Below are 26,408 nucleotides of genomic sequence, written 5' to 3' on the forward strand. Positions count from 1 at the left end.
AACGGATTTATACCGCGTTGCCCGCGGCTCGGGGTGAGGAACCCGGCACGCCCCCTGCCATGTGCTGGCGGAAGCCGGACCGCATCCGGTATCTTGCGCGGATGACTTCCCCCCGTCCCGCCCGCCCGGGCAGCGTGGCGCGTGCGTTCCGCTATCTGTACCGCGTGCCGCTGCTGCTGGTCCACGTCGTGATCTTCCTGCCGCTGATCCTGTTGCTGATGGCGCCGCCGTTCGGCCGCCTCGGCGCGGCCACCGATCCGCTGGAACACAAGGTGGTGCGCTGGTGGTCCGGCGGCCTGATGTGGATCTTCGGCTTCCGCCTGCGGCGCACCGGCCAGCCGTTGCCGGGGGCGGTGCTGTTCGTCGCCAACCACGTCGGCTGGGTCGACATCAGCATGATCCACAGCCAGAAGATGGTCGGCTTCGTGGCCAAGCGCGAGATCGCCGGCTGGCCGCTGGTGGGCTGGCTCGCCACCCGTGGCCACACCATCTACCACCAGCGCGGCAACACCGAGTCGCTGGGCGGGGTGATGGAGGAGATGGTCAAGCGCCTGCGCGAGGGCCGGCCGGTGGCGGTGTTCCCGGAAGGCCGCACCCGCGGCGGCCACGAGGTCGGCCCCTTCCATGCGCGGATCTTCCAGGCGGCGGTGGAAACCGGCGTGCCGGTGCAGCCGGTGGCACTGCGCTACGGGGTGCGCGGCGACGCCCAGACCCGGGTCGCGTTCGCACCGGGCGAGAGTTTCTTCGGCAACTTCCTGCGCCTGCTGGGCGAACCGGCGCGCCGTGCCGAAGTGCACTTCCTGGAGCCGGTCGCCAGCCATGACCTTGAAGGGCGCCGGCGCATCGCCGAGACCTCGCGCGCGCGCATCATCGCCGCGATGGAAGGCCCGTAACGGCGTGTTTGCGTGGCGCGCGCCCCGCAGCTGCGGCCAGCCGTGAGCGCCTGCCGGCCCACGGCGGCGGTTCACGCCCCCTCCCGCCGGGGGAGCGCAGCATGAGCGCCATGTTGAGCGTCGCCCACTACCAGCCGCCGCCGTGGCTGCGCAACCCACACCTGCAGTCGATGCTGGCGTCCAGCGTCGTGCGCCTGCGCCGCGGCCAGCAGCTGCTGGCGTCCAGCGGCGCGGTCACCCGCGAGCTGATCCTCGACGGCGGCGACGGCGTGCGCCTGCAGGCCTGGCACAGCCGCCTGCCGGGCAACGCCCCGGTCGGCCTGGCGCTGCTGCTGCACGGCTGGGAGGGCAGCGCCGAGTCCAGCTACATGCGAATGACCGCCGCGCGCATGCTCGAGCAGGGCTTCGACGTGGTGCGGCTGAACTTCCGCGACCACGGCAACACCCATCACCTCAATCCGGGGATCTTCCATTCCTGCCGCATCGGCGAGGTGGTGCATGCGGCCGGCGACGTGGCCAGCCGTTTCCCCGGCCTGCCGCTGGTGGCGGCGGGGTATTCGCTGGGTGGCAACTTCGTGCTGCGCCTGGCCCTGCACGCGCCGGCCGCCGGCGTGCCGCTGCGCCACGTGGCCTCGGTGTGCCCGGTGCTGGACCCGGCGCAGACCATGGACAGCATCGAGCGCGGCCCGGCGATGTACGACTGGTACTTCCGCCGCAAGTGGACCGGCTCGCTGCGCCGCAAGCGCGAGCTGTTCCCGGAGCTGGCCGACTGCGACGACGCGGTGTTGAGGCTGGGGATCCGCGCGCTGACCGGCTGGCTGGTCGAACGGCATACCGCCTTCGCCACGCTGCAGGACTATTTCGATGGCTATTCCATCGCCGGCCAGCGCCTGTCCACGCTGGAAGTGCCGGCCGACATCCTGATGGCGCGCGACGATCCGGTGATCCCGTTCACCTCCTTCCGCCACTGGCGGCTGCCGGCGCACACGCGGCTGGAGATCGCGCGCTGGGGCGGGCACTGCGGCTTCATCGAGAACCTGCGCGGCGACGGCTTCTCCGAGCGCTGGGTGGCGCAACGGCTGGCGGCCGCGGTGGGTGTGCGGCAGGCCCCGGGCGATGCCGTGCCCGCGCTCGGCTCCTGACGCTCCGGCCACCGGGCCGGGCGGGTGACGGGCAGAGCCCGGCTACAATGGCGTTTTGCGCCTACGCCGGACTGCCATGCAAGACACGATCATCAACGCCCTGCGCCGCAACGCCACCGACGAAGCCGTAGCCGCGGCCCGGCAATGGGTCGGCGCCGAACCGCAGCAACCGCAGGCCCACCGCTGGCTGGCGCTGGCCCTGCAGCAACAGGGTGATGCCGCCGCCGCCCTGGCCAGCCTGGAACAGGCCCTGGCGCTGGCGCCGGACGACGCCGACCTGCACCTGCAGCATGCCGGCCTGCTGCTGGCCCAGCGCCGCATCGATGCCGCCGGGCAGGCACTGGAGCGCACCACCGCGCTCAATCCCAACGAATTCGCTGCCTACCTGATGCAGGCGCACCTGGCGCTGGCCCGCGAGGACATCGACGAGGCCGAGCGCCTCGGCCGCATGGCCGCGCGGGTGGAGCCGGACAGCCCGGAGCTGGGCGCCATCGAAGGCATGGTCGCGCTGCGCCGTGGCGACGCCGACCGCGCGCTGGCGGTACTGTCGGCCGCCAGCCAGCGCCTGCCCGATGACCCGCGCGTGCTTTATGCGTTGGCTTTCGCCTATCTGGCCAAGGACCTGCTGGCGTTCGCCGAGCAGGCGTTCCGGCGCGTGCTCGAACTGAACCCATCCAACCACGCCCTGCGCGGCCTGCTGGTGCAGCTGGCGCTGCGTCAGGGCCATGCCGACCGCGCCGCCGAGGTGATGCGGCAGGTGCTGGCCACCCCGGAAGGCGACAGCCCGGGCATGCGCCGCCTGGCCGGCGAGCTGGAACTGGCCTCCGGCCAGCCGCTGCAGGCGCTGGAATACCTGCGCCCGCTGCTCGCGGAACTGCCCGGCGACCGCGCCACGTTGCAGATGCTGCTGGTGGTCTGGCAGCGGCTGGGCCGCGAGGACGAGGCGCGCGCCGACCTGGACGCCACGCTGGAAGTGCATCCGCAGCTGCACGACCTGTGGCTGGCGCGATTGGCGGTGGCGCCGGTCGGCAGCCCGGAAGCGGTGGAGGTGGTCGAACGCTGGCTGGCGGCGATGCCCGGGCATCTGCCGGCACTGGAAGCGCGCATGCGCCTGCACGACATGAACGAGGAAGCCGACGCCGCCGAAGCGGTGGCGCGGCGCATCGTCGCGCTGGAACCGGGCCGCGTCAGCGGCGAGCAGCGCATCGTCGAGGCGCTGCTCGCGCGTGAGCCGGCGGCGGCCATCGCCCACGTGCAGGCCTTGATCGAGAGTGCCCCGGAAGCAGCGCATCCGGAACTGCGGGTCTGGCTGGGTGCGGTCCAGGATCGCGCCAACGAACCGGCCGCGGCGCTGGCCACCTGGTTGCGCCTGCACGACGAACTGGCGCCGTCGCGCCTGCCGCTGCCGCCGCAGGCCAAGGCCCCGGCCCAATGGCCGGCGCTCGGCGAGGTCGCCCAGGACAACCCGCTGCGACCGCTGTTCGTCTGGGGCGCGCCGGGTTCGGGCGTGGAGCGCGTGGTGACGGTGATGGCCGCGGGCAGCCAGGTGCTGCGCAGCGACCGCTTCGGCCCGAACCCGCCGGACGATGCCTTCCAGAACTTCCATACCCTGCAGCACCTGGCCGACGACACCCTGAGCCCGGCGCAGTTCGTGCAGCAGTGGCGCGATGCCCTGCCCGGGCGCGGCATCGCCGACGGCAACGTGATCGACTGGCTGCTGTGGTGGGACAACGCCCTGCTGTGGGCGCTGCGCCCGCAGCTGCCGGAGGGCCGCCTGGTGATTGCCGTGCGCGACCCGCGCGACATGCTGGTCGAATGGCTGGCACTGGGTGCGCCGGCGCCACTGGCGCTGACCTCGGCCGACGAGGCCGCGCGCTGGCTGGCCCGCGTACTGGAACAGGTGGCCGATCTGAACGAACAGGATCTGTATACCCACCTGATCCTGCGCATCGACGGCGCGGTCAACGACCCGGCGGCGATGGGCGAGTTGCTGGAGCAGGCCTTCGGCCTGCGTTTCCCGCCGGTGCGCAGCCTCGGCCCGGCCACCATCCCGGCCGGGCACTGGCGCCGGTACGCGCAGGTGCTGGCGGCCGAGTTCGCGCACCTGGCCCCGGTCGCCGCGCGCCTGGGCTATCCGCAGGACTGAGCGCGCGATCCACCCGTAGTGGCAGGCGCCGGCCCGGGTCGGCGCCTCACCTGAGGAGAAGGCAATGAAACTGAGCAGCCAGAGTTTCGACAATGGCCGGCCGATCCCGGCCGGATTCGCCGCCGGTGATGCCGATGGCTTCGCCGGCAACCGCAATCCACAGCTGGCATGGAGCGAGGTGCCGGCAGGCACGCGCTCGTTCGCGCTGGTATGCGTGGATCCGGATGTCCCGACCGTGCCGGAACTGGTCGGCCGCGACGACGTGAGCATCCCGCTGGCGCAGCCGCGCGGTGACTTCATCCACTGGGTGATGGTGGACATCCCCGCGTCGCTGCGCGCGATCGCCGCCGGCAGCTGCAGCGAGGGCTTCACCGCACGCGGCAAGCAACTGCCGCCGGGCCCGGCCGGCGCCCGCCAGGGCGTGAACGACTACACCGCCTGGTTCGCCGGCAACCCGGACATGGCCGGGGTCTATCGCGGCTACGACGGCCCGTACCCGCCGTTCAACGACGCGCGCGTGCACCGTTACTTCTTCCGCCTGTTCGCGCTGGACGTGGAACGGCTGCCGGTGGAAGGCGACTTCAGCGCCGCCGACGCGTACCGCGCCATGCACGGCCACGTGCTGGCCGAAGCGGCGCTGCATGGCACCTACACGCTCAACCCGGCGCTGGCGTGACCCGGCAGGACCAAAAAGAAGGGCGCCGCGCGGCGCCCTTCGTCGTTTCCGGGATGCGGCGAAGCCCGGTTACTTCTTCGCCGTTTCCGAGCTGACCACCATGTCCAGCACGTACGCCTGCGAAGACGCGTCGGCCGGCGGGTTCTTCACCGCATAGCGCTTGACCCGCAGCACGTTGCGCACGCCGTCCTGGTGGCTGTAGCCCTCGATGCCGTCGTAGAAGTTGGCGAACGCGCCGCGCTTGCCCTGCTCCAGGCCCTTGTCGTCGTACTGCACCTCGCGCACCTGCAGGCACTGCTTGTCGGGGATCAGCGGGTGCGGGCACGGCCTGGTCTGCGCGTCCACTTCGAGGAACACGGTCTCGCCGGGGCCGCCGTAGCGGGTCTCGGCGGTGGGTTCGCCGCGGAAGCGCAGCACATCGCCGGCGGCGTTGCCCAGGACGAGCGTCGACGCGTCGAGCTGGCTGATCTTCAGCGTGCCTTCCAGGCGCTGGCCCACGGCCTGGTCCAGCGCCATCAGCGCCGGGTCGGCGCAGGCCATCATCGTCGATGCCATGCGCGAGACGCTGAGCTGGTCACCAGCCAGGGTGTAGCCGCCGCCCATGCGGTTGCAGGTGTTGTCCACCGCCAGGCGGCCGTCGGCAAAGTCCAGGGTGACCGGCTTGTCGGCGCGCGCGAACAATGCATCGATGCGCTTGCCGGCGCTGTCGGTGGCGTTGTCGAGCACCCAGTGGTTGGCGCCAAGCTGCGCGCCGTCGACCGGTGCGGCGGCGGCCGGCGTGGTGCTGGCCGCCGGTGCTGCATCGGCCGGGGCCGGGGCGGGGGTGTTGTTGCAGGCCGTCATCAGGGCGATGGGCAGGGCCAGCAGCAGGATGCGCTTCATGGGGTACTCCTTGGCAAGCGGGTGGAAAGGACGGATGGAAACAAGCGCATGCAGCGGCATGTCGCCATCGCGCCAGCGATGCAAACGCATGGCGCCTGCCGCTGGGGTTGCCGGCGGCTTTCCGCATTCAGTGTCCAGCAGGCAGGAACAACAGCAATGCGGCGCCCAGGGCCAGCCTGTATACCGCGAAGCCCGTGAAGCGATGGTGCTTGATATAGCCCAGCAGCCACTTCACCACCACGAAGCCGGTCACCACGGCGGCGGCGAAGGCGATGCCGACGTCGCTCCACGCCTCGTGCGCGAGCTGGCCATGGCGGGCCAGCTCGAAAAATGCGTAGCCGCTGGCGGCGAACATGGTCGGGATGCCGACCAGGAACACGAACTCGGCGGCGGCCGAGCGCCGGCTCAGGCCCAGCAGCATGGCCAGGAAGATCGCCGCGGCCGAACGCGAGGTGCCGGGGAACACGCCGGCCACCACCTGCGCCAGGCCCACGCCGACGGCGACTTTCCAGGTCACGGTGTCGCGGTCGGGCAGGCGTGCGGCGAAGCCTTCGGCCAGCAGCATCCACACGCCGCCGAAGACCAGCGCCCAGGCCACCGGGGTGACGGTCTCCGGCAGCTGCCAGCCGGCCAGGCGCACCGGCAGGCCGACTGCCGCGGTCACCAGGAACGCGGTGGCCAGCTTCAGCACGTAATCGCGGTTGCCCGGTTCGTGCAGGCCGGTGGCCAGCGACCACAGCCGCTGCCGGAACACCAGGGCGACGGAGAGGATGGCGCCGGCCTGGATGACGATGTTGAAGAAGTCCGAGCGGGCGCCCAGCCAGCGTTCGGCGATCAGCAGATGGCCGGTGCTGGAAACGGGGAGGAATTCGGTGAGGCCTTCGAGGATGCCAAGCAGCAAAGCGGAAATCGGGTCGGACATGAGCATGGACGGGCGAATGACCGGCAAAGCATAGAGCATCGCCGTGCATGCACTTGTATGGTGCGTGACTACGGGTCATGCACCTGATTGGTGCATCGATACCGGGCGCAGGCCGGTGCAGTGCTTTGAAAACAAGGAGTTGCCTGCCTCCAGAAGTTGGCACGCGAGTTGCTGTAGACAGCGCACGCCACTTCCACCGAGGTTTTGCCCGATGTCCCTGGAAAATATCGAGAAGCTCATCAAGGACAACCAGATCGAGTTCGTCGATCTGCGTTTCGTCGACATGCGCGGCATCGAGCAGCACGTGACCTTCCCGGTCTCGATCATCGAGCCGTCGCTGTTCGAGGAAGGCAAGATGTTCGATGGCAGCTCGATCGCCGGCTGGAAGGGCATCGCCGAATCGGACATGGTGCTGATGCCGGACCCGGCCAGCGCCTACGTCGACCCGTTCTACGCCGACCCGACCCTGGTGCTGACCTGCGACGTGCTCGACCCGGCCACCATGCAGGGATATGGCCGTTGCCCGCGCGGCATCGCCAAGCGCGCCGAGGCCTACCTGAAGTCCTCGGGCATCGCCGACCTGGCGTTCTTCGGCCCGGAACCGGAGTTCTTCATCTTCGACTCGGTCCAGTTCGCCAACGACATGGGCCACACCTTCTTCAAGATCAACTCCGAGGAAGGCGCCTGGAACACCGGCAAGCACTATGACGGCGCCAACAGCGGCTACCGTCCCACCGTGAAGGGCGGCTACTTCCCGGTGCCGCCGACCGATTCGCTGCACGACATCCGCGCCGAGATGTGCAAGGTGCTGACCCAGGTCGGCATAGAAGTCGAGGTGCACCACCACGAGGTGGCCAACGCCGGCCAGTGCGAGATCGGCGCCAAGTTCAACACGCTGGTGACCAAGGCCGACGAACTGCAGCGCATGAAGCACGTCATCAAGAACGTGGCGCACCGCAACGGCAAGACCGTGACCTTCATGCCCAAGCCGCTGGTCGGCGACAACGGCAGCGGCATGCACGTGCACCAGTCGCTGGCGAAGGAGGGCAAGAACCTGTTCTCCGGCGACGGCTACGGCGGCCTGTCGCAGATGGCGCTGTGGTACATCGGCGGCATCTTCAAGCACGCCCGCGCGATCAATGCCTTCAGCAACTCCGGCACCAACAGCTACAAGCGCCTGGTGCCCGGTTTCGAAGCGCCGGTGATGCTGGCCTACTCGGCGCGCAACCGCTCGGCGTCGTGCCGCATCCCGTGGGTGTCCAACCCGAAGGCGCGGCGCATCGAGATGCGCTTCCCCGACCCGATCCAGTCCGGCTACCTGACCTTCACCGCGCTGATGATGGCCGGCCTGGACGGCATCCGTAACCAGATCGACCCGGGCGCGCCGAGCGACAAGGACCTGTACGACCTGCCGCCGGAAGAAGAGAAGCTGATCCCGCAGGTCTGCTCCTCGCTGGACCAGGCGCTGGAAGCGCTGGACAAGGACCGCGAGTTCCTCAAGGCCGGCGGCGTGATGAGCGATGACTTCATCGATGCCTACATCGCGCTGAAGATGAAGGAAGTGACCGCGTTCCGTGCGGCCACCCATCCGCTGGAGTACCAGCTGTACTACGCCAGCTGATGCCGGGCGGCCGCCTGCGCGCGGCCGCCGCACCCTCTTGCCGCCGGCAACGGCGGCGATGGCAAAGTCCCTCCCTCCCGCTTTCGCCATCGCCGCCCCCGGCGGCAAACCCGGCACCACCCAGGCAGTGGCAAGAGAACCCGGAAACGCACCGCGCGGGCCAGGCCTTCCTCCCCCGCATCACCGGCCCGCGGCGCATCCGGCGCACCGCCGGCAGCCGTTCCACGGCTGCTGGATGACACGATGCCGGTCCTCCGCGGCCGGTCTCCTCCACATCGGGACCTGCGCATGAAACTGATCTCCGCCATCATCCGCCCGTTCAAGCTCGACGAGGTCCGCGAGGCCCTGGGCGCGGCCGGCGTGTCCGGCATCACCGTTACCGAGGTCAAGGGCTTCGGCCGGCAGAAGGGCCACACCGAGCTGTATCGCGGCGCCGAGTACGTGGTCGACTTCCTCCCCAAGATCCGCATCGAAACCGCCGTCACCGACGACAACGTCGAGGCGGTGATCGAAACCCTGCAGGCGGCGGCCGGCACCGGCAAGATCGGCGACGGCAAGATCTTCGTCACCCCGCTCGAGCAGGTGGTGCGCATCCGCACCGGCGAAACAGGCGCCGACGCGCTCTAGAAGACCCGCTGACGCCCGCAGCCGTGGCGGCCAGCCGCCGGCACGGGACAGGGCGCCGGCCGCTTCCCCCACAACCGGAGTCGACAATGCGAATGGAAATTCTCGCCGGGCCGCGGGCCCGGTTCGGTGGCCCGTGCCTGTCATCCGCCCTTGCCGGGCTGGCGTTGGCGCTGCTTCCCCTGGCCGCATCGGCGCAGGACGCGGCGCCGGCGTTCGACCGCGGCGACGTGGCCTGGATGCTCACCTCCACACTGCTGGTGCTGATGATGGTGGTGCCGGGGCTGGCGTTGTTCTACGGCGGGCTGGTGCGCGCCAAGAACGTACTGTCGGTGCTCAGCCAGGTGCTGGTGGTGTTCTCGCTGGTGCTGCTGTTGTGGGTGGGCTACGGCTACAGCGTGGTGTTCAGCGAGGGCAACGCGCTGTTCGGCTCGTTCACCCGGTTCGCCTTCCTGCAGGGCTTCACCCCGGCCTCGGTGGGCAACACGCCCGTCGCCGGCCTGCCGGACTACCTGTTCGTGGCGTTCCAGTCCACCTTCGCCGGCATCACCACCGCGCTGATCGTCGGCGCCTTCGCCGAGCGCATCCGCTTCCGCGCGGTGCTGCTGTTCTCGGCGCTGTGGTTCACCCTGGGCTACCTGCCGATGGCGCACAGCGTCTGGGGAGGCGGCTGGCTCGGGGCGATGGGGGCCATCGATTTCGCCGGCGGCACCGTGGTGCACATCAATGCCGGCGTCGCCGGGCTGGTGGCGGCCTGGTTCGTCGGCAAGCGCCTGGGCTACGGCCACGTGGCGTTGAAGCCGCACAACCTGCCGCTGACCTGGCTCGGCGCGATGCTGCTGTGGGTGGGCTGGTTCGGCTTCAATGCCGGTTCGGCGGCAGCGGCCGACAGCGTGGCGTCGCTGGCCTTCATCAACACCCTGCTGGCCACGGCCGCCGCGGTACTGGGCTGGACGCTGGTGGAAGCGGTGACCAAGGGCCACCCCTCGGCGCTGGGCGCGGCGTCGGGCGCGGTCGCCGGCCTGGTCGGCGTGACCCCGGCCTGCGGCACGGTGGGGCCGCTGGGCGCCATCGTGATCGGCCTGGTCACCGGCATGCTCTGCGTGTGGGGCGTCACCGGGCTGAAGCGCCTGCTGCGGGCGGACGACACCGCCGACGTATTCGGCGTGCATGGCGTCGGCGGCATCGTCGGCGCCCTGCTGACCGGCGTGTTCAGCGCGCAGTCGCTGGGCGGCACCAAGGTGGACCTGGATATCGCCCACCAGCTGTGGGTGCAGGCGGTCAGCGTCGGCTTCACCGTGATGTGGAGCGCGGCGGTCACCGCGCTGGTCCTGCTGGTGGTGCGCGCGCTGGTCGGGCTGCGCGTGAGCGAGGAAGCCGAACGTACCGGCCTGGACATCAGTACCCATGGCGAATCGGCCTACGAGGCCTGAGCGCGACGGGCCGGACGGGCGCTGGCCGCCGGCCCCGACGGGGGCGGCACAACCGGCGGCTTTGCACTACATTGGTGCAATGCACGCCACTGCCCCCCCGCCCACCGCCGACCTGATGGCCACGCCGCTGGTATGGACCGCGGCGGATGGCCGCATCGCCGGCGCCAACCCGGCGTTCTGCCGCTGGCTGGGGGTAAGCGTGCGGCGCCTGCTGGCGCAGCCGCTGGCGTCGCTGGAGAGCCAGGGCGACGACCTCGCCGCGCGTCTGGCGCAGGGCTGGGACGGTGCCGACGCCGTGCGCCTGCCGCGGCTGGCGCTGGCCCTGCCTGGCGATCGCTCCCGGTTCGCCGAGGGCTGGCTGACCGCGCTGGACGTCGGCGGCTGGCTGCTGGAGGCGCACCCGGTGGACGAGTTCGCCGCGCCCGATCCGGCGCAGGTGCTGCCCGGCGCCTTCAGCGCGGCGCTCAAGGGCCTGGCCCATGAGCTGCGCAATCCGCTGGCCGGGCTGAAGGGCGCGGCACAGCTGCTGGCGCGCCGCGCGGGCAACCGCGATGCGGCAGAAGGCGAGCTGATCGAGCTGATCGGTGCCGAGATCGAACGCCTCAACACCCTGCTCGAGCAGCTGCTGTCGCCGGCGCCACAGCGGCCGCACGCGCCGCTCAACATCCATGCCGCGCTCGAACGGGTGCTGCGCCTGGCCGAGAACGAGGCCGGCTGGACCCTGCAGCTGCAGCGCGATTACGACCCCAGCATCCCCGAGTTCGCCGGCGACGCCGACCGCCTGACCCAGGCCCTGCTCAACCTGGTGCGCAATGCGATCCAGGCCGGCGCCACGCGCATCGTGCTGCGCACCCGGGTCGAACATGGCGTGCGCACCTCCGAACACGCCTCGCCGCTGGCGCTGCGGCTGGAAGTAGCCGACGACGGGCGCGGCGTGCCCGAGGACCTGGCCGAACACCTGTTCCTGCCGCTGGTCAGCGGCCGCGCCGAAGGCACCGGGCTCGGCCTGGCATTGGCCCAGCAGGTGGCGCGCGAGCACCGCGGCACCCTGAGCTTCCGTTCGCGCCCCGGGCATACCGTGTTCACCCTGTTGCTGCCGTTGCCGGTGGCCGGCGAGGAAAAGGAGCCCACCGATGCCTGACGTGTCCCCCCCGGCGGCAACGATCTGGGTGGTCGACGACGACCGCGCGGTGCGCTTCGTCCTGACCACCGCGCTGCGCGACGCCGGCTATGCGGTGGAGGGTTTCGACAGCGCCGCGGCGGCGCTCGCCGCATTGGCGCGGCAACCGGTGCCCGACCTGCTGTTCACCGACGTGCGCATGCCCGGCGACGACGGGCTGGTGCTGCTGGAAAAGCTCAAGGCCGCGCATCCGCAGCTGCCGGTGATCGTGATGTCGGCCTACACCGACGTGGCCAGCACCGCCGGTGCGTTCCGCGGCGGCGCGCACGAGTTCCTGTCCAAGCCGTTCGACCTGGACGACGCGGTGGAACTGGCGCGCCGCGCGCTGCCCGAGCCCGAGCCGCGTGCGGCGGTGGCGGTGGCACCCGCGCCGGGCGACGAAGCGCCGCAGCTGATCGGCGACACCGCGGCCATGCGCGCGCTGTTCCGCGCCATCGGGCGGCTGGCGCAGGCGCCGCTGTCGGTGCTGATCAACGGCGAGACCGGCACCGGCAAGGAGCTGGTGGCCAACGCCCTGCACCGCGAATCGCCGCGCGCGCGCGGCCCGTTCGTCGCGCTCAATACCGCCGCCATTCCCGCCGAACTACTGGAGAGCGAACTGTTCGGCCATGAGGCCGGCGCCTTCACCGGCGCGGCCAAGCGCCACATCGGCCGCTTCGAGCAGGCCCATGGCGGCACCCTGTTCCTGGACGAGATCGGCGACATGCCGCTGCCGCTGCAGACGCGGCTGCTGCGGGTGCTGGCCGAAGGCGAGTTCTTCCGCGTCGGCGGGCGCGAACTGATCCATGTCGACGTGCGCGTGGTCGCCGCCACCCACCAGGACCTGGAGGCGCTGGTCGAGCAGGGCCGTTTCCGCGCCGACCTGCTGCACCGGCTGGACATGGTGCGGCTGTGGCTGCCGCCGCTGCGCGAACGCCTGGACGACGTGGCCACCCTGGCCGCCACGTTCCTGGGCAACGCCGCGCGCCGGCTCGACATGCCGCCCAAGCGCCTGTCCGGCGCCGCCATCCAGGCACTGCGCCAGCACGACTGGCCCGGCAACGTGCGCGAGCTGGAAAACGTGTGCTGGCGGCTGGCCGCGCTGGCGGTGGCCGATACCATTTCCGCCGCCGACGTGCAGGCGGCGCTGGCCCGTGGCGGTCGTGCGCGCGCGGGCACGGCGGCGCCGGCGCCGGCGCAGTGGGACCAGGCCCTGGCGCAGTGGGCGCGGCAACGCCTGGCCGAAGGTGCCAGCGGCCTGCACGCCGAGGTGCGCGAGCGCATGGACGCGGTGCTGCTGGAGGCCGCGCTGGCGGCCACCGACGGCCATCGCGGCGATGCCGCGGCGCGGCTCGGGGTGGGCCGCAACACGGTGACGCGCAAGCTGGGACCGGGGCGCAAGCGCTGAGCGATGGGGGCATGGCGCCTGCCGGAACGGCGCGGATCGGGCCGCTGCCGGCCGTGTATGATCGGCCCCCCATGGAGATGCGGGCGCCACTTGCGGACACGGCCATCCAGGCGCAGCGCCTGGCCGCGCCGCCGTCGGTGACATCGCCGCCTGCGCGGCTCCACCGCCATCGTCGACGCCCGCGCCCATGTTGAACGCCGATGCCTGGCAACGCCTGAGCGAACTGTTCCATCGCGCTACCGAACTGCCCGAGAGCGAACGGATCGGCTTCATCCATTCGCAGACTGGCGACGATCCGGAACTGCAGCGCGAACTGCTGGCGCTGCTTGCCGCCGACACCGATCCCACCCGCCTGCATGGCCCGCTGCGCGAGGCGGTCAAGGTCGCGGCCCAGGCCAGCGAAGCGGCGGTGGTGCCGGGAACCCGGTTCGGGCCGTGGGCGGTGGAACGGATGATCGGCTCCGGCGGCATGGGCCGCGTCTACCTGGCGCGGCGCGCCGATGGCGCCTATGAGCGCCAGGTCGCGCTCAAGCTGGTGCGCGCCACCGCGCTGGACCAGCGCCGCCACCCGCATTTCGAGTACGAGTGCCGCCTGCTGGCGCAGATGCAGCACCCGGCCATCGCCCAGATCCACGACGCCGGCATCGATGGCGACGGCCGCGCATGGCTGGTGATGGAGTACATCCACGGGCAGCCGATCTCCGTCTGGTGCGACCGGAACCTGCTGGGCCTGCGCCAGCGCGTCGAGCTGCTGGTCAAGGCCGGCGAGGGCGTGCAGCACGCGCACCAGAAGGGCGTCATCCATCGCGACCTGAAGCCGGGCAACATCCTGGTCGCCGCGGTCGATGGCCAACCCCTGCCCAAGATCATCGACTTCGGCATCGCCATGGATGCGGCCGCTGCCGAACAGGCGCCCGGCGGCGGCACCCCCGGCTACATGAGCCCGGAGCAGGCCCGTCCGGGCAACGAGACCGACGCCCGCAGCGACGTGTATTCGCTGGGCGCGCTGCTGTACGAGCTGGCCTGCGGCGCGGCGCCGGACGATCCCGTGGTCCCGCCTTCGCGGCATCTGCAGGCGCTGCCGCAGCCGCGGCAACGGGAACTGGCCGCGCTGCGCGGCAGCACGCCCGCCCGGCTGCGGCGCGCCCTGCGCGATGGCATCGACGCGATCGCGCTCAAGGCGCTGCAGCCCGAGCGCGCCGCGCGTTACGCTTCGGTGTCGTCGCTGCTGGACGACCTGCGGCGCTGGCTCGCGCATTACCCCCCGCATGCGGCGGGCCAGGCGCGATGGCTGGGCGTGCGCACCTTCGTGCGCCGCAACCGGCTGGCGGTGGCGGCCGCATCGGCGGTGGCCGTGGCGCTGGTCGCGGGCCTGGCCGCGGCCACCTGGTCGTTGCGCGAGGCACGCCAGGAAGCGGCGCGGGCCAGGGTGACCTCCGAGTTCCTGGCCTCGGTGCTGGACAGCGTCGATCCGGCGGTGTCGCAGGACATGGACAAGACCCTGATGCTGCGCGTGCTCGACGACGCCTCGCAGCGGGCGGCGCGGGAGCTGGCGGCCTATCCGGACATCCGCGCCGACGTGGAACTGATCGTCGCGGTCAACCAGACCAACCTGGAAGAGTACGACCGCGCCATCGCCCACCTGCAGTCGATCCGGGCGCTGGCCGCGGCACACCCGGGCAGGCTCGAGCTCCAGGACCTGCGCGCGATGCAGGTGCTCGGCCGTGCCTATCTGTCGTCGGACCGGCTCAAGCAGGCCGATGCGACGTTCGCCGAAGGCATCGTCCGCGCGCAGCGCGCCAGCGCCGCGCACCGATGGCTGGCCCTGGACATGCAGTCGCGCCGTGCCTGGGTGCTGTTCGTGCAGGGCCGGGTGGAGGAGGCCACCCGGCTCGCGCGCGAGGCGTTCGACGGGCTCTCCCGGCAGCTGCCGGCCGATGACCCGGCACGCCTTGACGCCGCCAAGCGCTATGCCGAGATCCTGGGCACCAGCGGCGACCAGGCCCGCGCGATGGAACTGCTGGCCGAGGTGATCCGGCAGCAGACCGTCCTGCATGGCCGCGAACACCCCGTGACCCTGTCGGCACGCCGCGACCTGGCGATCGCGCGCCTGCAGAAGCGCGACTTCGCCGGCGCCGAGCCGGAACTGCGGCAACTGGCCGCCACCTATGAGCGCCTGTACGGCGCCGACAACGGGTTCACTGTCAACACCTTCGGCATGCTCGGCAGTGCGTTGCGCGAGCAGGGCAAGGTGAAGGAGGCCGGTCCTTACTATCGGGCGACGATGGAGTGGAATGCCACCCGCTACGGCGCCGATTCCTTTTCCGCGGTGATCACCCGCCACAACCATGCCAACTGGCTGCTGGCCGATGGCCAGGCCGGGGCATCGGAACAGGAACAGCGTGCGCTCCTGGAGATCGCCGACCGCACCCTGGGGCGCGACCACCACGTCACCGCCGAGATCCTGCGCGGGCTGGCCGAGGCGGTGCTGGCGCAGGGACGGGCGGGCGAAGCCCTGCGCCATGCCAACGAATCGCTGCGGGTCATGCGCACGGTCTACGGCGACCAGAACCCGGCGGTGCTTCGCGACGTGCGCGATACCCTGGCCAAGGTCGAGGCGGCCGCGCAGGCACAAGCCGGGGCGCGGTGAGCACGGCCCCCATGCCGGCGCTCGACCCGGGCGGAGGGAACAGGCATCGTTGCAGCGGTCCACCACCGCGGCCCTGCCGGCACCCGATCCTGCGCCCGCGCAGCGGCGCCGCACCGGCCGCACACTGCAAGGAGTGACACATGCGCCTTTTCCTCCCGCTGGCCGCCCTCGCCGGCACCACCCTGCTGGCCGCCTGCGGCACGCGCCCGCCGGCCCGCGCGGAAACGCCGCCGGCACCGCCGGCGATGGGTACCGCACTGATGGCCGAAGCGAACCTGGCGCCGGCATCGGCCAGCCTGGTCAGTGGCCGCGTGGCGCTGGTGCCTGAAGCCGGCGGCGTGCACATCACCGGGGTGATCGGCGGCCTGCCGCGCGGCCGCCAGGCCGCGTTCCACGTGCACGAGAAGGGCGACTGCAGCGCGGTCGATGCCAGCAGCGCCGGCGGCCATTTCAATCCCGCGGCCCAGCCGCACGGCCGCGCCGGCGGTGGTGCGCACCATGCCGGCGACATGGACAACCTGCAGGCCAACGCCGAAGGCGTCGTACACGTGGACGTACGCCTACGGGGCGTTACCCTTGGCGGCGGCGCGGCCAACGATATCGCCGGCCGCGCCCTGGTGGTCCATGCCGACGCCGACGACTACCACAGCCAGCCGGCGGGCAACGCCGGTGCCCGGGTCGCCTGCGGCGTGGTCCGCGTCACCCGCTGAATGCGTTGGTCCGGCCGATCCAGTTCAACGAAGGGAGTACGACGATGCGTTTGATCCACACCAGCCTGTTCCTCGCCAGCGCCCTGGTGCTGAGCGCCTGCAAGCAGGACGCCGAACCGGCCGCCACGCCGGCCGGTACCGCGCCCGAGGCTGCGGCCGGCACCCCGGCTCCGGCCACCGACCCGGCCGCGCCGCCGGCGATGGACACCGCCGTGGCCACCGCCGAACTGCAGCCGACCAAGGACAGCACCGTCAAGGGCAGCATCCGCTTCACCCTGGTGGACGGCAGGCTGCATGCCAGCGGCGACATCAGCGGGCTCAAGCCGGGCAGCGAGCACGGTTTCCACATCCACGAGAAGGGCGACTGCAGCGCGCCGGACGGCAGCAGCGCCGGTGGCCACTTCAACCCGGGCAACGCCGAGCACGGCAGCATCGACGCGGCCGCGCACCATGGCGGCGACATGCCCAACATCGTCGCCGACGCGCAGGGCAATGCCCGCGTCGACGGCCCGGTGTCGAGCAACGTCAATGCCGGCAAGGGCGATGGCTTCGACATCATCGGCCGCGGCCTGATCGTCCATGCCGACCCGGACGATTACCACAGCCAGCCCACCGGCAACGCCGGCGCGCGCCTGGCCTGCGCGGTGATCGCCAAGGCCCAGTAACGCCATCGGCGGCACGAACGCGGAACGCCGGCATCAGCCGGCGTTCCGCATTGCAGACCGGCGGTTGCCGGCGATCAGTGTGCCATCACCTCGCGCGCGTCCTGGCCGGCCTCCACGTGCACGTACAGCACGTCCAGCCCATGCGCCTCGAGCACCGCGGCCATCTGCCGCTGGCGCATCAGGTACTGCTCGTACACGCGCTGCAGGCGGTCGCAGTCGTTGCGGTCGTGGGCGTAGTGCGCGCACCACCCGGCCGGGTCGAACAGGGCCATGCGCACTTCGCTGCCCGTATAGCGCAGCAGCGGCTCGGGTGCCGCGTCCAGCCACTGCTCGCGCTGCGGCGAGAACATCGCCGTCTCCAGCAGCGGCCACAACCCGGCCAGGCCCTGGTTGTCGTACTGCATGGCCATCATCGCGGCCAGGTCGTTGACGGTGAAATAGCGCGCGTGCTCGACCTGCGCACCAAAGGCGTCCTGCGCCAGCAGGGCGGTATCGGCCTGGGCCATGCCGTTGGCCAGCAGCACGTCTTCCAGTGCATCGCGGGTCTCGGCCAGCAGCGTGGCGTCGCTGCCGGTCAGCACGAACGGCAGCACCCGCAGGCCGCCACCGGTCAGCGCCGGGTCGGCCTGCAGCGGCAGCGGCACGTCGCCCGCCGCGTCGGCGCCGAAGGCGAGCAGGCGCGGGCCCTGGTTGCGCCCGGGGGCGCGCATCTGCAGTTCTTCCAGGCGGCGGTGCACCGGCCAGCCGGGGCGCAGCACCTCGGCCGGATCGAAATGCGCCGCGGCCAGCACCAGGTCCAGCCCGCTGGCCTGCGGCACCAGCTTCTGCAGGTCGCGGCCGACCAGCGCGGCCAGTTCGCCGGCCTGGCTGGAGGGCAGCGCGGCGAGCCGCGGCTGCTGGCCGCCGGCCAGTTCCAGCGCCATCACGCCCAGTGCGTTCATGTCGGGGTTGGGATTGCTCATGGTTCGCGGTTGGCCCGTCACAGGCTCGAAGCTACACTCAATGTCCATTATGCCTGCTGCCGCAGGCAGGTCCGCGTCGCCTTCCCCCATCAGCCCAGGTAACCGCATGTCCAGCGCCCGTCCCGTCGCCATCCTCGGTGGTGTCCGCATTCCGTTCTGCCGCCAGAACACCGCCTACGCGGACGTCGGCAATCTGGGCATGTCGGTGCGCACCCTCGGCGCGCTGGTCGAGCGCTTCGGCCTGCACGGCCAGCAGCTGGGCGAAGTGGCCATGGGCGCGGTGATCAAGCATCCCAGCGACTGGAACCTCGGCCGCGAGGCCGCGCTGTCCTCCGGGCTGTCGCCGCTGACCCCGGGCATCACCCTGCAGCGCGCCTGCGGCACCTCGCTGGACAGCATCATCACCGTGGCCAACAAGATCGCCCTGGGCCAGATCGACTCGGGCATCGGCGGCGGTTCGGACACCACCTCCGACGTGCCGATCGTCTACGGCAAGAAGCTGCGCGGCCGCCTGCTGGCCGCCAACCGCGCCAGGACCACCGGTGACAAGGTCAAGGCGCTGCTGTCCGGGTTCCGCCTGTCCGAGCTCAAGCCCGAGTTCCCCGGCGTGGCCGAGCCGCGCACCGGCAAGAGCATGGGCGACCACTGCGAGGACATGGCCAAGGAGTGGAACATCTCGCGCGATTCGCAGGACGAATGGGCGGTGTCCTCGCACCGCAAGCTCGCCGCCGCCTACGAGCGCGGCTTCTTCGGCGACCTGATCGCGCCGTTCCGCGGCGTCGAGCGCGACAACATCCTGCGTCCGGACACCTCGCTGGAGAAGCTGGCCACGCTCAAGCCGGCGTTCGACAAGACCTCCGGCCGCGGCACCCTGACCGCAGCCAACTCCACCCCGCTGACCGACGGCGCCGCCGCGGTGCTGCTGGCCAGCGAGGAATGGGCGCGCGCCCACGGCCACGAACCGCTGGCGTACCTGCGCGACGCGCAGGTGGCGGCGGTGGATTTCGTGCATGGCGAGGGCCTGCTGATGGCACCGACCATCGCCGTGCCGGAGATGCTCCGCCGCAACGGCCTGACCCTGCAGGACTTCGACATCTACGAGATCCACGAAGCGTTCGCCGCGCAGGTGCTGTGCACGCTGCGCGCGTGGGAGAGCGAGGACTACTGCCGCAACCGCCTGGGCCTGGACGCCCCGCTGGGCCGCATCGACCCGGAGAAGATCAACCCGCTGGGCTCGTCGCTGGCCACCGGCCACCCGTTCGCCGCCACCGGCGCGCGCATCGTCGCCACCGTGTCCAAAGAGCTTGCCGAACGCGGTGGCGGCCGCGCGCTGGTGTCGATCTGCACCGCCGGCGGCATGGGCGTGGTGGCGATCATCGAGCGCTGATTTTCCCGGCGAACGTCCGCATGGACGTGGCCGCGGGCATTTGATCGCGCTGGAAACTGCCGCGCTGCGCCGCTGGTGCGCCGGCGATCCATCCGGTTGCCTGGCGTTGTGCGCCGAGGACGTGGTCTATTTCGATCCGTTCCATGCCCGCCGTCTCGACGGGCGGGTGGCGTTGCGCCATGACTGCGGGGCGATCCGGGGGCAGGTGTCGGCGGCGCGCTTCGAATTGCTCAATCCCCATGTGCAGCTGCTGGGTCCGGCGGCGGTGCCGGCCTTCAATTCGTGCCCCGGGGCAGCGGCGGGAGCGCGCACCGCTGCAACCGCACCGAGGTATTCCGCTGCGCGGCCGGTGGCGGGCACTGGTGCTGGTCCAGACGCACGGATACGGGGCCCTGCACGGATTCCGGCCTGACTGCTATCGTCGGCGCTTCGGCGGAGACCAGGGACGGGACATGAAGCGCATCACGATGGGGCTGGGCGTGCTGTTGGCGACGCTGGCGGCGCCAGCCGCGGCAATGACGTTCATGACGGTGGAGTATGTCTGCCCGGTCGGTGGCGAACGCTTCAGCGCCAGCACCATGGGCTCGGGCACGGTGTTCGGCCATTTCCTGGATGGGCGCGCCCATGGCGCCATCCAGTCGCCGTGGCCGCTGGTGGAATGTCCGGGCAACGGTTTCCTGTTGTTCCGCGAGACGTTCGGCAAGGCCGAACTGGAGGCGCTGGGTGCCTACGTGCAGAGCGATGACTACCAGCGCCTGCGCACCACGGAAACCAGCTACTGGCGGCTGGCGCAGCTGCTGCGGGTGATCGACGCGCCGGCCGTGGAGCAGGCCGGCGCGCTGCAGCGGGCGAGCTGGCAGGCCTCGCGGGCACAGTACCCGCGCTACGTGGCCGCCGCGTCGGCCGCGTTCGCCCGGCAATGCCCCGATGGCGAGACCGCACGCGATGGCCAGTGGCTGTACTGCCAGATGCTGCTTGGCGAATGGGAGCGGCGGCTGTCGCGGTTCGAACCGGCGCGGGCGCGCTTCAACGCGCTGCTGCCGCAGGTGGCGGCCCTGGTGACCGGGCCGGATCGCGAGCGGGTGGCCAGGCAGTACGCCGCCGAGATCGCCCAGCAGCTGGAGCTGATCGACGCGGGCGACAGCCGGTCGACGATGGCGGTGGATGCCAATGCGCCGGCGGCTGCCGCGGCCGGCCCGGCTCCCGGTTCCGCGGCCGACGCGGCATCGGCGGCCGATGCTTCCGCATCGCCGGTGGAAATGGTGGCCGGAACCACTGCGGATGCGGCGTCAATGGCCGCCGACGCGGCCGCCGAAGCGGCCCGCGAGGCCAACGCCGATGCGGTGGCCGGCGAAGGGGATCGCTGAGCGTTCGGGCAGGGCGCGCCTGCGCCCTGGTCAATCATGGGGTGAAGGGCGATGCCTGGGATGAACACGTTCAATCCGTACGCGGCACCGCAAAGCGCGGTGCTGCCGCCAGCGCTGGAGCGCAGCGGCGGCACGGAAGACTGCTGGCGTGACGGATCCGACCTGCTGGCGCGGCCGCAGGCCGACCTGCCACGCTACTGCGTCAAGTGCGGCGAACCGGCAGTGGACTACCGCAAGCGCAGCTTCTACTGGCATTCGCCCTGGCTGTACCTGCTGATCCTGCTGCAGATGATCATCTACCTGATCGTCGCGTTGATCGTGCGCAGGCAGGGCCAGCACCAGGTCGGGCTGTGTGCCGCACACCAGGGCCAGCGCCGCCGTTTCATCCTGATGGCCTGGCTGTCGCCGCTGCCGTTGATGGGCGGCTTCATGCTGGAGACCGGCACCACGATGCTGCTGGGCAGCCTGGCGTTCTTGGTGATGCTGTTCTGGGGCCTGATCGGGATGCGCATCCTCAAGCCGCGGCGGATCACCCGGGAGCTGGCGGTCTATGGCGGTGTCTCGCCGCGGCTGCTGGAACGGCTGCCGCGCTACCCGTACCGGCGCGACTGAACGTGCCCGTCGCGTCCGCTCAGGGCGTGTCCGCCGCCGCCGAGTGGTCGAGCAGGAACTGGCTGATCTCCCGCCGCAGCGGCAGGTCGTCGGTGGTGCGGGCGAAGGCGTCGGCCCGGAGCGCGTAGTCGCGGGCGGCGTCGAGTTCGTCCAGGTTGGAATGGCGTTCGGCCAGCGCCAGGCAGATCGAGGCGGCGTAGCCGGCGGCCCCGGCGGCGGTGGCCAGCGGCAGGGCGCGCAGGTACAGGGCGATGGCCAGGCGGTCATCGCCGGTGAAATCGGCCAGGGTTTCCCACAGGAACGGATGGTCGCGGCCGGCGGCGGCCAGCGATTCGCAGTAGCGGCGCAGTTCGTCGTAGCCGGCCTCGGCGGCGTCGGCCGCGCCGGACTGGCCGGCGTCGATGATGCGGTCGGTCAGTTCCACGACGCGGGCGTGGATATCGGCAGGTATGTTCATCGGAACGCGTGGGCAGGAACGGGCGGCGGATTCTACGGGCTCAGTCCGGCAGGCGCGGGAAGCCGTGCGCGTCGCGTTCCTCGGCCACCGCCTGGTCCTGGATCTGCTGGCGCAGGTCGCGCCGCTGCAGCGGTTGCGCCGCGCGGCCGTGGCGGTGGTGCAGGGCATTGAGCAGGCACTGCCGCGCCAGCACGTCATCGCCCGCGGCGGCGAACCCCTCGCCCAGTTCTTCCCAGGCTTCGGCGCCGGCGCCCTGGGCGATGGCGCGGTGCAGGAACTCCTCGGCCTGGGTCCATTGCCCCTGGCCCCGCGCCAGCCGCCCCAGGGTCAGCAGCAGCGCCGGGCTCGAGGCATGCGACTGCAGCCAGCGCTGCGCACTGGCGCGGCGCGAGTCGAGCTTGTCCACCGGCAGTTCGCCGTAGAGCAGGATCAGGCCGTCGTCCCAGTGGTTGTCCAGGGCCTGCTCGATACTGTGCAGGGCGGTGTCGTTCCAGTTCAGCGCCACCGCGCGGCGGGCGTAGCGGGCCACCGCCGCAGGAGTCGCGCGCAGCGCCTTGGGCAGCACTTCCCAGCGCGCGGCCAGGGTGTTGACGTTGTCGCCTTCGTCGAGCATCTGCAGGGCCAGGCGGGTTTCCAGCGCGGCCAGGGTGTCGGCGGGCAGCGCCTGCTGCTGGCGCAGCGCGCCGAGCTGGCCATAGGCCTCCTCGGCGCGGCCGGCGCGGGCCAGCGCGTCGGTGCGCAGCCACAGCCCGCGCGGCGGCAGCGGCTGGATGGCCGCCAGGTCCAGGGCATCGATGGCCTGCTGCGGGTTGTCGCGCTGCAGCCAGCGCTCGGCGCTGTGCAATGCGTGCAGGGTCGCATCCTGCGCGCCCAGTTGCTGCAGGTACTGGCCGGCGCTGGCGCTGTCGTCCCGCGCTTCGGCCGCACGCATCGCCGCCACCAGTGCCACCGCGCGTACTTCCTTCTCGCCTGCGGCGCTGGTCAGCAGCTTCTCGGCACGCTGCCATTGGCCCCCGTCCAGCGCCTGCAGGCCGTCGATCAGCCGGGCCCGGCCCTGCCGGCGGCGGTAGCGCGCCCAACTGCGGAACGGCGCGCTGAGCAGCGTCCACAGCAGCCACAGCAGCAGCCCGGCGATCAGCAGCGCCAGCAGCGCCTGCGGCAGGGTGGCGATGTAGTCGTTGCCGCCGGCGCGCACGATCACTTCGCCGATGCCGCGTACCGATTCCTGCCCCAGCCATTGCGCGCCGAGGATGCCGATGGCGGCCACCAGCAGCAGGACCAACAGCGAACGGAATGCATTCATGGCGCCACCTTCCCGTCGCGCATGGCGCGCAGTTGTTGCAGGGTGCTGCCCAGTTCGGGCAGCGCGATGCGCAGGTCGATGCCGCGCAGTTCCGCCAGCTTATGGCGCTGGCTGCGCCGTTGCGGTGAATCCGGCCACAGCCGCAGCAGCCAGCCGTCCACGCGCTGCAGCGCCTGCCGCCAGCCCTCGCTGTCGCCACGTTCCAGCGCCGCGCGCGCCAGGGTCAGTTCGACCTGCAGCGCGTCGCCGGCGGCGACGCGTTCGGAGCGGGCCACCAGCACCTGCGGGTCGGCCGGGCGGATCTGCACCAGCGGCGAGAGCATCTGCTGCCACCACGCCGGCTGCGCGTCGACCACCTCCGCGCCCTGCTCCGGCAGCGAATCCAGCGCCGTGGCCCACTGCGCGAGCTGGCCGGCGGTGCGCACCCGCACGCCGGGGCCGAGCGCATCGATCGCGCTGCGTTCCTGCAGCAGCGCCTGGCGCAGGTTCAGGTAGCCCGGGCTGTCCATGCTCTCCAGCACGCCGGCGGCCAACCCATACAGGTGGCGGGCGCCGTCCAGGTCGCCGGCATACACCAGGCGCTGCTGGGCCTGGCTGAGCAGCAGTTCGGCTTCCTCGCGGCGCACCGCCTGCGCCCCCTGCTGCGAATGGTCGGCCAGGCGCGCCACGTTCTCCTCCAGCAGCGCGTTGCGCTGGCCCAGGCCGAGCACCTCGTCGCGCAGGATGCGATTGGTGGCGGCGACATCCTGCAGCGCGCGCGCGTTGGCGCGCTGGTCGCGGCGCAGTGCCTCCACGGTCTGTTGCAGCGCGGTCAGTTGCTGGCCGGCAGTGGCGCGGGCGTACTCGGCCGTGCGCTGCGCCGCCTGCCAGCTGCGCCAGCCGAACCAGGCGGCCGCGGCCAGCGTGACCAGCAGCAGGATGGCGATGATCCAGCGCGCCATGGGGCGCCGCGAAGAAGGTGAGGAATCGTCGTTCATGGGGGTACGGCATCCTTGGCAGGCCGCCCAGCGGGCGGCGGCGGTGCGCTTCAAGCATCACCCGCGATGCAGCGCGGCTGCAAGCCGCGCGGACGGTTCAGGGCGCGTCGGGCGGGAACAGGGCGTTGCGGGCGGCGCTGGCGAGTTGGCCCGGCAGCGGGCCTGCGGCCACCTGCACCCGGGTGAATCCGAGCGCCGTCGCCTGTTCCGCCAGCCGCGCGCTGGCGGCGACCAGCGGCTGCTGCTGCCAGCGGCGGCGCAATGCCGGCGGTACCTGCGGCAGCACGCGCTCAAGCGCCTCACCGCTGCTGACCGCCAGTACGCTGGGGGCATCGAGCGCCTGCAGCCGCGACCACAGCGAGGCCGGCACCTGCAGCGGCACGCGTTCGTACACGTCCACGCGCAGCAGCTGCGCGCCGCGCGCCTGCACCTGGGCGGCGATCATGCCGCGGCCGCCGGGTGCGGTGACCAGCGCCACCCGTTTGTCATGCAGGTCGGCCATGGCCGGCAGCGCCAGCAGCCCTTCGCTGTCCATGCGCGCGGGCGCCGCCACGACGCCTGCGCCCCGGCGGCGCAGCGCGCGGGCGGTGCCCTGGCCGACCGCGACCAGGCTGCCGGCCTTCAATTGCCCAAGCGGCATCAACCGCGCCGCGGCCGCGGCCGCCGCCGGACTGGTGAACACCAGCCGGTCGCAGGCCTGCGCCAGCCGCAGCTGGTCGCGGGTCGCGGCATCGTCGCGGGCGCGCAGCCGCCACGGCGAAACCGCCACCGTGCGCGCGCCGCAGCGGGCCGCGGCGCGGCGCAGTCCGTCGTGCTGGCCGGAAGGACGCAGGGAGATCAGGTACCAGGCCGTGTCGGCCGGCACATAGGCGCGGCTGTTCATTCCATGCATTATGCGGGCGCTTTCCGTTTCCTGTTCCCGCACGCCCCATGTCCGATACCCCCGACCGCGACGCCCTGCTGCAGCGCCTGCAGGCCACCCTCGATGCAATGCCGCCGGTCGCGGCCATGGGCATCCGCATTGCCGGCTACGCCGACGGCACGCTGCGCCTGCGCGCGCCGCTGGCGGCCAACGTCAACGACAAGGGCAACGCCTTCGGCGGCAGCCTGGCCTCGGTGATGACCCTGGCCGGCTGGGCGCTGGTGAGCCTGCGCCTGGCACTGGCCGGGCACGACGCGGAGGTCTACGTCGCCGACAGCAGCATCCGCTACCGGTCGCCGGTCTATGCCGACCTCGACGCCAGCGCATGCGCGGCCCCGGCGCAGGACTGGGACGGCTTCCTGGCCCTGTTCGACAAGCGTGGCCGGGCGCGCATCAGCGTCTGCGCGCAGATCGATGGCGGCGCGGCCGAGCTGGAAGGGCGCTTCGTGGCCCTGGCCAAAGGGTAGGATGGTCCGGTTCCGGGGAGATGCCATGCAACGACGACTGATCCTGTCCGCCATCGCCGCGCTGCTGGGCGTGGCCCTGACCGCCCAGGCCGCCGGCCCCAGCCGCGGCCAGCGCAACAAGCTCACCCAGACCCAGGAAGCCTACGTCGCGGCGGTGCGCTGGAGCGACTTCGAGGCCGCCGAGCGGTTCATCGACCCGGCCTACTGGCAGGCGCATCCGCTGACCGACCTGCAGCGCGAGCGCTACCGCCAGGTACAGGTCTCCAACTACCGCGAACGCTCCACCGGCGTGGCCGCGGACGGTGCCATCGAGCGCCGGGTGGAGATGGGCGTGATCAACCGCAACACCCTGGCCGAACGCACGGTGATGGTGACCGAGCGCTGGCGCTGGGACCCGGAAGCCAAGCGCTGGTGGCAGGCCCAGGGGCTGCCGGACCTGTGGCAGGGCCAATAGGGGCTGGCCGTCCCGCGGCCGGCTTGTGCGACAATCGCCGCCCGCTTGTCTACCCGTGACCCGAGTGAATTACGAAGAGCTGCTGGCCTTCGCTGGCCGAAACCCGATGTTGTCGCTGGCCTTCGCCGGCCTGACCATCGCCATCATCGTCACCGAGATCGCACGGCTGTTCCGCGGCTTCAAATCGATCAAGCCGGCCGAGCTGACCCACCTGATCAACGGCGGCAACACGGTGGTGATCGACCTGTCGGCGGGCAGCGACTTCGAGAAGGGCCACATCACCGGCAGCCGTAACGTGCAGCCGGCCCAGCTGACCCCGTCGCACAAGCTGCTGGCCCAGGCCCGGCAGTCCCCGGTGGTGCTGGTGTGCCGTACCGGCAACGCCTCGTCCAATGCCGCCAAGGTGCTGAAGAAGGCTGGTTTCGAGCAGGTGTTCGTGCTCGACGGCGGCCTGCCGGCCTGGCAGGCCGCGGACCTGCCCCTGGTGAAGGGCCGCGGCTGAGCCTTCATTTGAGGTTAAGCCCTTGTGTGGGGGCTGCAGCGCCCCCATCGCAGGTCTGGTAACAATC

The 26,408-nt window shown here is 71.6% G+C and carries 26 protein-coding genes; 18 read left to right on the plus strand and 8 right to left on the minus strand.

The genetic code is table 11. From position 1 onward, the window contains the following. Window positions 1–101 precede the first annotated feature (101 nt). From F0P95_RS04200 to F0P95_RS04215, 4 genes are all read left to right on the plus strand, one after another. The gene (locus F0P95_RS04200) at window positions 102–893 is read left to right on the plus strand and encodes a lysophospholipid acyltransferase family protein (RefSeq protein WP_182335798.1); all 792 of its coding nucleotides are present in this window, start codon (window positions 102–104) and stop codon (window positions 891–893) included. Between the two features lie 110 nt (window positions 894–1,003). Then, window positions 1,004–2,035 (plus strand): YheT family hydrolase, encoded by a 1,032-nt coding sequence (locus tag F0P95_RS04205; protein WP_425515927.1) that lies wholly within the window; start codon window positions 1,004–1,006, stop codon window positions 2,033–2,035. 76 nt (window positions 2,036–2,111) lie between these two features. Beyond that, on the plus strand, window positions 2,112–4,181 hold the full coding sequence (locus F0P95_RS04210; RefSeq protein WP_182335799.1) for a tetratricopeptide repeat protein: 2,070 nt from the start codon (window positions 2,112–2,114) through the stop codon (window positions 4,179–4,181). 64 nt (window positions 4,182–4,245) lie between these two features. Continuing rightward, window positions 4,246–4,857: a YbhB/YbcL family Raf kinase inhibitor-like protein gene (locus F0P95_RS04215; RefSeq protein ID WP_182335800.1), complete on the plus strand. Its 612-nt coding sequence runs from the start codon at window positions 4,246–4,248 to the stop codon at window positions 4,855–4,857. A gap of 69 nt (window positions 4,858–4,926) precedes the next feature. Here F0P95_RS04215 and F0P95_RS04220 read toward each other — a convergent pair whose 3' ends face one another. Both F0P95_RS04220 and F0P95_RS04225 read right to left on the minus strand, forming a co-directional pair. After that, complete coding sequence (locus tag F0P95_RS04220; protein WP_182335801.1) at window positions 4,927–5,739, minus strand: META and DUF4377 domain-containing protein; 813 nt, start codon at window positions 5,737–5,739, stop codon at window positions 4,927–4,929. Window positions 5,740–5,866: 127 nt separating this feature from the next. Beyond that, window positions 5,867–6,661 (minus strand): undecaprenyl-diphosphate phosphatase, encoded by a 795-nt coding sequence (locus F0P95_RS04225; RefSeq protein WP_182335802.1) that lies wholly within the window; start codon window positions 6,659–6,661, stop codon window positions 5,867–5,869. Window positions 6,662–6,872: 211 nt separating this feature from the next. Between F0P95_RS04225 and glnA the strand changes: the two genes are divergently transcribed. From glnA to F0P95_RS04265, 8 genes are all read left to right on the plus strand, one after another. Beyond that, window positions 6,873–8,282 carry a type I glutamate--ammonia ligase gene (glnA, locus tag F0P95_RS04230; RefSeq protein ID WP_056932547.1) on the plus strand — a complete coding sequence of 470 codons (1,410 nt, stop codon included), beginning with the start codon at window positions 6,873–6,875 and terminating at the stop codon, window positions 8,280–8,282. Between the two features lie 288 nt (window positions 8,283–8,570). Next, complete coding sequence (locus F0P95_RS04235; protein ID WP_056932548.1) at window positions 8,571–8,909, plus strand: P-II family nitrogen regulator; 339 nt, start codon at window positions 8,571–8,573, stop codon at window positions 8,907–8,909. Between the two features lie 86 nt (window positions 8,910–8,995). Then, a complete protein-coding gene (locus tag F0P95_RS04240; RefSeq protein ID WP_182335803.1) occupies window positions 8,996–10,339 on the plus strand; it encodes an ammonium transporter in 1,344 nt (447 codons plus the stop codon). 79 nt (window positions 10,340–10,418) lie between these two features. After that, on the plus strand, window positions 10,419–11,480 hold the full coding sequence (locus F0P95_RS04245) for a two-component system sensor histidine kinase NtrB (RefSeq protein ID WP_182335804.1): 1,062 nt from the start codon (window positions 10,419–10,421) through the stop codon (window positions 11,478–11,480). After that, complete coding sequence (gene ntrC / locus F0P95_RS04250; RefSeq protein WP_182335805.1) at window positions 11,473–12,906, plus strand: nitrogen regulation protein NR(I); 1,434 nt, start codon at window positions 11,473–11,475, stop codon at window positions 12,904–12,906. Before F0P95_RS04245 ends, ntrC begins: the two co-directional genes overlap by 8 nt. 187 nt (window positions 12,907–13,093) lie before the next feature. Next, complete coding sequence (locus tag F0P95_RS04255) at window positions 13,094–15,556, plus strand: protein kinase domain-containing protein (protein WP_182335806.1); 2,463 nt, start codon at window positions 13,094–13,096, stop codon at window positions 15,554–15,556. Between the two features lie 140 nt (window positions 15,557–15,696). After that, entirely contained in the window at window positions 15,697–16,266 is a 570-nt protein-coding gene (locus F0P95_RS04260) for a superoxide dismutase family protein (RefSeq protein ID WP_182335807.1), read from the plus strand. Window positions 16,267–16,310: 44 nt separating this feature from the next. After that, window positions 16,311–16,931 carry a superoxide dismutase family protein gene (locus F0P95_RS04265; protein WP_182335808.1) on the plus strand — a complete coding sequence of 207 codons (621 nt, stop codon included), beginning with the start codon at window positions 16,311–16,313 and terminating at the stop codon, window positions 16,929–16,931. Window positions 16,932–17,005: 74 nt separating this feature from the next. Here the strand turns inward: F0P95_RS04265 and F0P95_RS04270 are convergent, their stop codons facing one another. Next, entirely contained in the window at window positions 17,006–17,893 is an 888-nt protein-coding gene (locus F0P95_RS04270) for a hypothetical protein (RefSeq protein WP_054662224.1), read from the minus strand. A 106-nt stretch (window positions 17,894–17,999) separates the two neighbouring features. Here F0P95_RS04270 and F0P95_RS04275 point away from each other — a divergent pair, with 106 nt between their 5' ends. Next, complete coding sequence (locus F0P95_RS04275; RefSeq protein WP_054662227.1) at window positions 18,000–19,280, plus strand: acetyl-CoA C-acetyltransferase; 1,281 nt, start codon at window positions 18,000–18,002, stop codon at window positions 19,278–19,280. On the opposite strand, the gene F0P95_RS04280 is transcribed toward F0P95_RS04275, so the two are convergent. After that, entirely contained in the window at window positions 19,267–19,521 is a 255-nt protein-coding gene (locus tag F0P95_RS04280; protein ID WP_182335809.1) for a hypothetical protein, read from the minus strand. The two genes, F0P95_RS04275 and F0P95_RS04280, sit on opposite strands and share 14 nt — an antisense overlap. Window positions 19,522–19,732: 211 nt before the next feature. On the opposite strand from F0P95_RS04280, the gene F0P95_RS04285 reads away from it, so the two are divergent. Together F0P95_RS04285 and F0P95_RS04290 are read left to right on the plus strand one after the other, a co-directional pair. Continuing rightward, on the plus strand, window positions 19,733–20,647 hold the full coding sequence (locus F0P95_RS04285) for a hypothetical protein (protein ID WP_182335810.1): 915 nt from the start codon (window positions 19,733–19,735) through the stop codon (window positions 20,645–20,647). 60 nt (window positions 20,648–20,707) lie between these two features. After that, on the plus strand, window positions 20,708–21,259 hold the full coding sequence (locus F0P95_RS04290) for a hypothetical protein (RefSeq protein WP_182335811.1): 552 nt from the start codon (window positions 20,708–20,710) through the stop codon (window positions 21,257–21,259). Window positions 21,260–21,278: 19 nt separating this feature from the next. On the opposite strand, the gene F0P95_RS04295 is transcribed toward F0P95_RS04290, so the two are convergent. The 4 genes from F0P95_RS04295 to F0P95_RS04310 all read right to left on the minus strand — a co-directional run bounded on the left by F0P95_RS04295 (window position 21,279) and on the right by F0P95_RS04310 (window position 24,879). Continuing rightward, on the minus strand, window positions 21,279–21,716 hold the full coding sequence (locus F0P95_RS04295; protein ID WP_182335812.1) for a hypothetical protein: 438 nt from the start codon (window positions 21,714–21,716) through the stop codon (window positions 21,279–21,281). A gap of 40 nt (window positions 21,717–21,756) precedes the next feature. Beyond that, window positions 21,757–23,019: a heme biosynthesis HemY N-terminal domain-containing protein gene (locus tag F0P95_RS04300; protein ID WP_182335813.1), complete on the minus strand. Its 1,263-nt coding sequence runs from the start codon at window positions 23,017–23,019 to the stop codon at window positions 21,757–21,759. Continuing rightward, a complete protein-coding gene (locus tag F0P95_RS04305) occupies window positions 23,016–23,996 on the minus strand; it encodes a uroporphyrinogen-III C-methyltransferase (RefSeq protein ID WP_182335814.1) in 981 nt (326 codons plus the stop codon). The genes F0P95_RS04300 and F0P95_RS04305 overlap by 4 nt, the downstream gene beginning before the upstream one ends. Window positions 23,997–24,093: 97 nt before the next feature. Further along, entirely contained in the window at window positions 24,094–24,879 is a 786-nt protein-coding gene (locus F0P95_RS04310; RefSeq protein WP_182335815.1) for a uroporphyrinogen-III synthase, read from the minus strand. 47 nt (window positions 24,880–24,926) lie between these two features. Here F0P95_RS04310 and F0P95_RS04315 point away from each other — a divergent pair, with 47 nt between their 5' ends. The 3 genes from F0P95_RS04315 to F0P95_RS04325 all read left to right on the plus strand — a co-directional run bounded on the left by F0P95_RS04315 (window position 24,927) and on the right by F0P95_RS04325 (window position 26,341). After that, window positions 24,927–25,385, plus strand: coding sequence for a YiiD C-terminal domain-containing protein (locus F0P95_RS04315; RefSeq protein WP_182335816.1), 459 nt, complete (start codon window positions 24,927–24,929; stop codon window positions 25,383–25,385). Between the two features lie 25 nt (window positions 25,386–25,410). Continuing rightward, window positions 25,411–25,839, plus strand: coding sequence for a hypothetical protein (locus tag F0P95_RS04320; RefSeq protein WP_182335817.1), 429 nt, complete (start codon window positions 25,411–25,413; stop codon window positions 25,837–25,839). A 64-nt stretch (window positions 25,840–25,903) separates the two neighbouring features. Further along, a complete protein-coding gene (locus F0P95_RS04325; RefSeq protein ID WP_054662255.1) occupies window positions 25,904–26,341 on the plus strand; it encodes a rhodanese-like domain-containing protein in 438 nt (145 codons plus the stop codon). Window positions 26,342–26,408: the final 67 nt, after the last annotated feature.

This window comes from Stenotrophomonas acidaminiphila (assembly GCF_014109845.1).
Taxonomy (GTDB): domain Bacteria; phylum Pseudomonadota; class Gammaproteobacteria; order Xanthomonadales; family Xanthomonadaceae; genus Stenotrophomonas; species Stenotrophomonas acidaminiphila.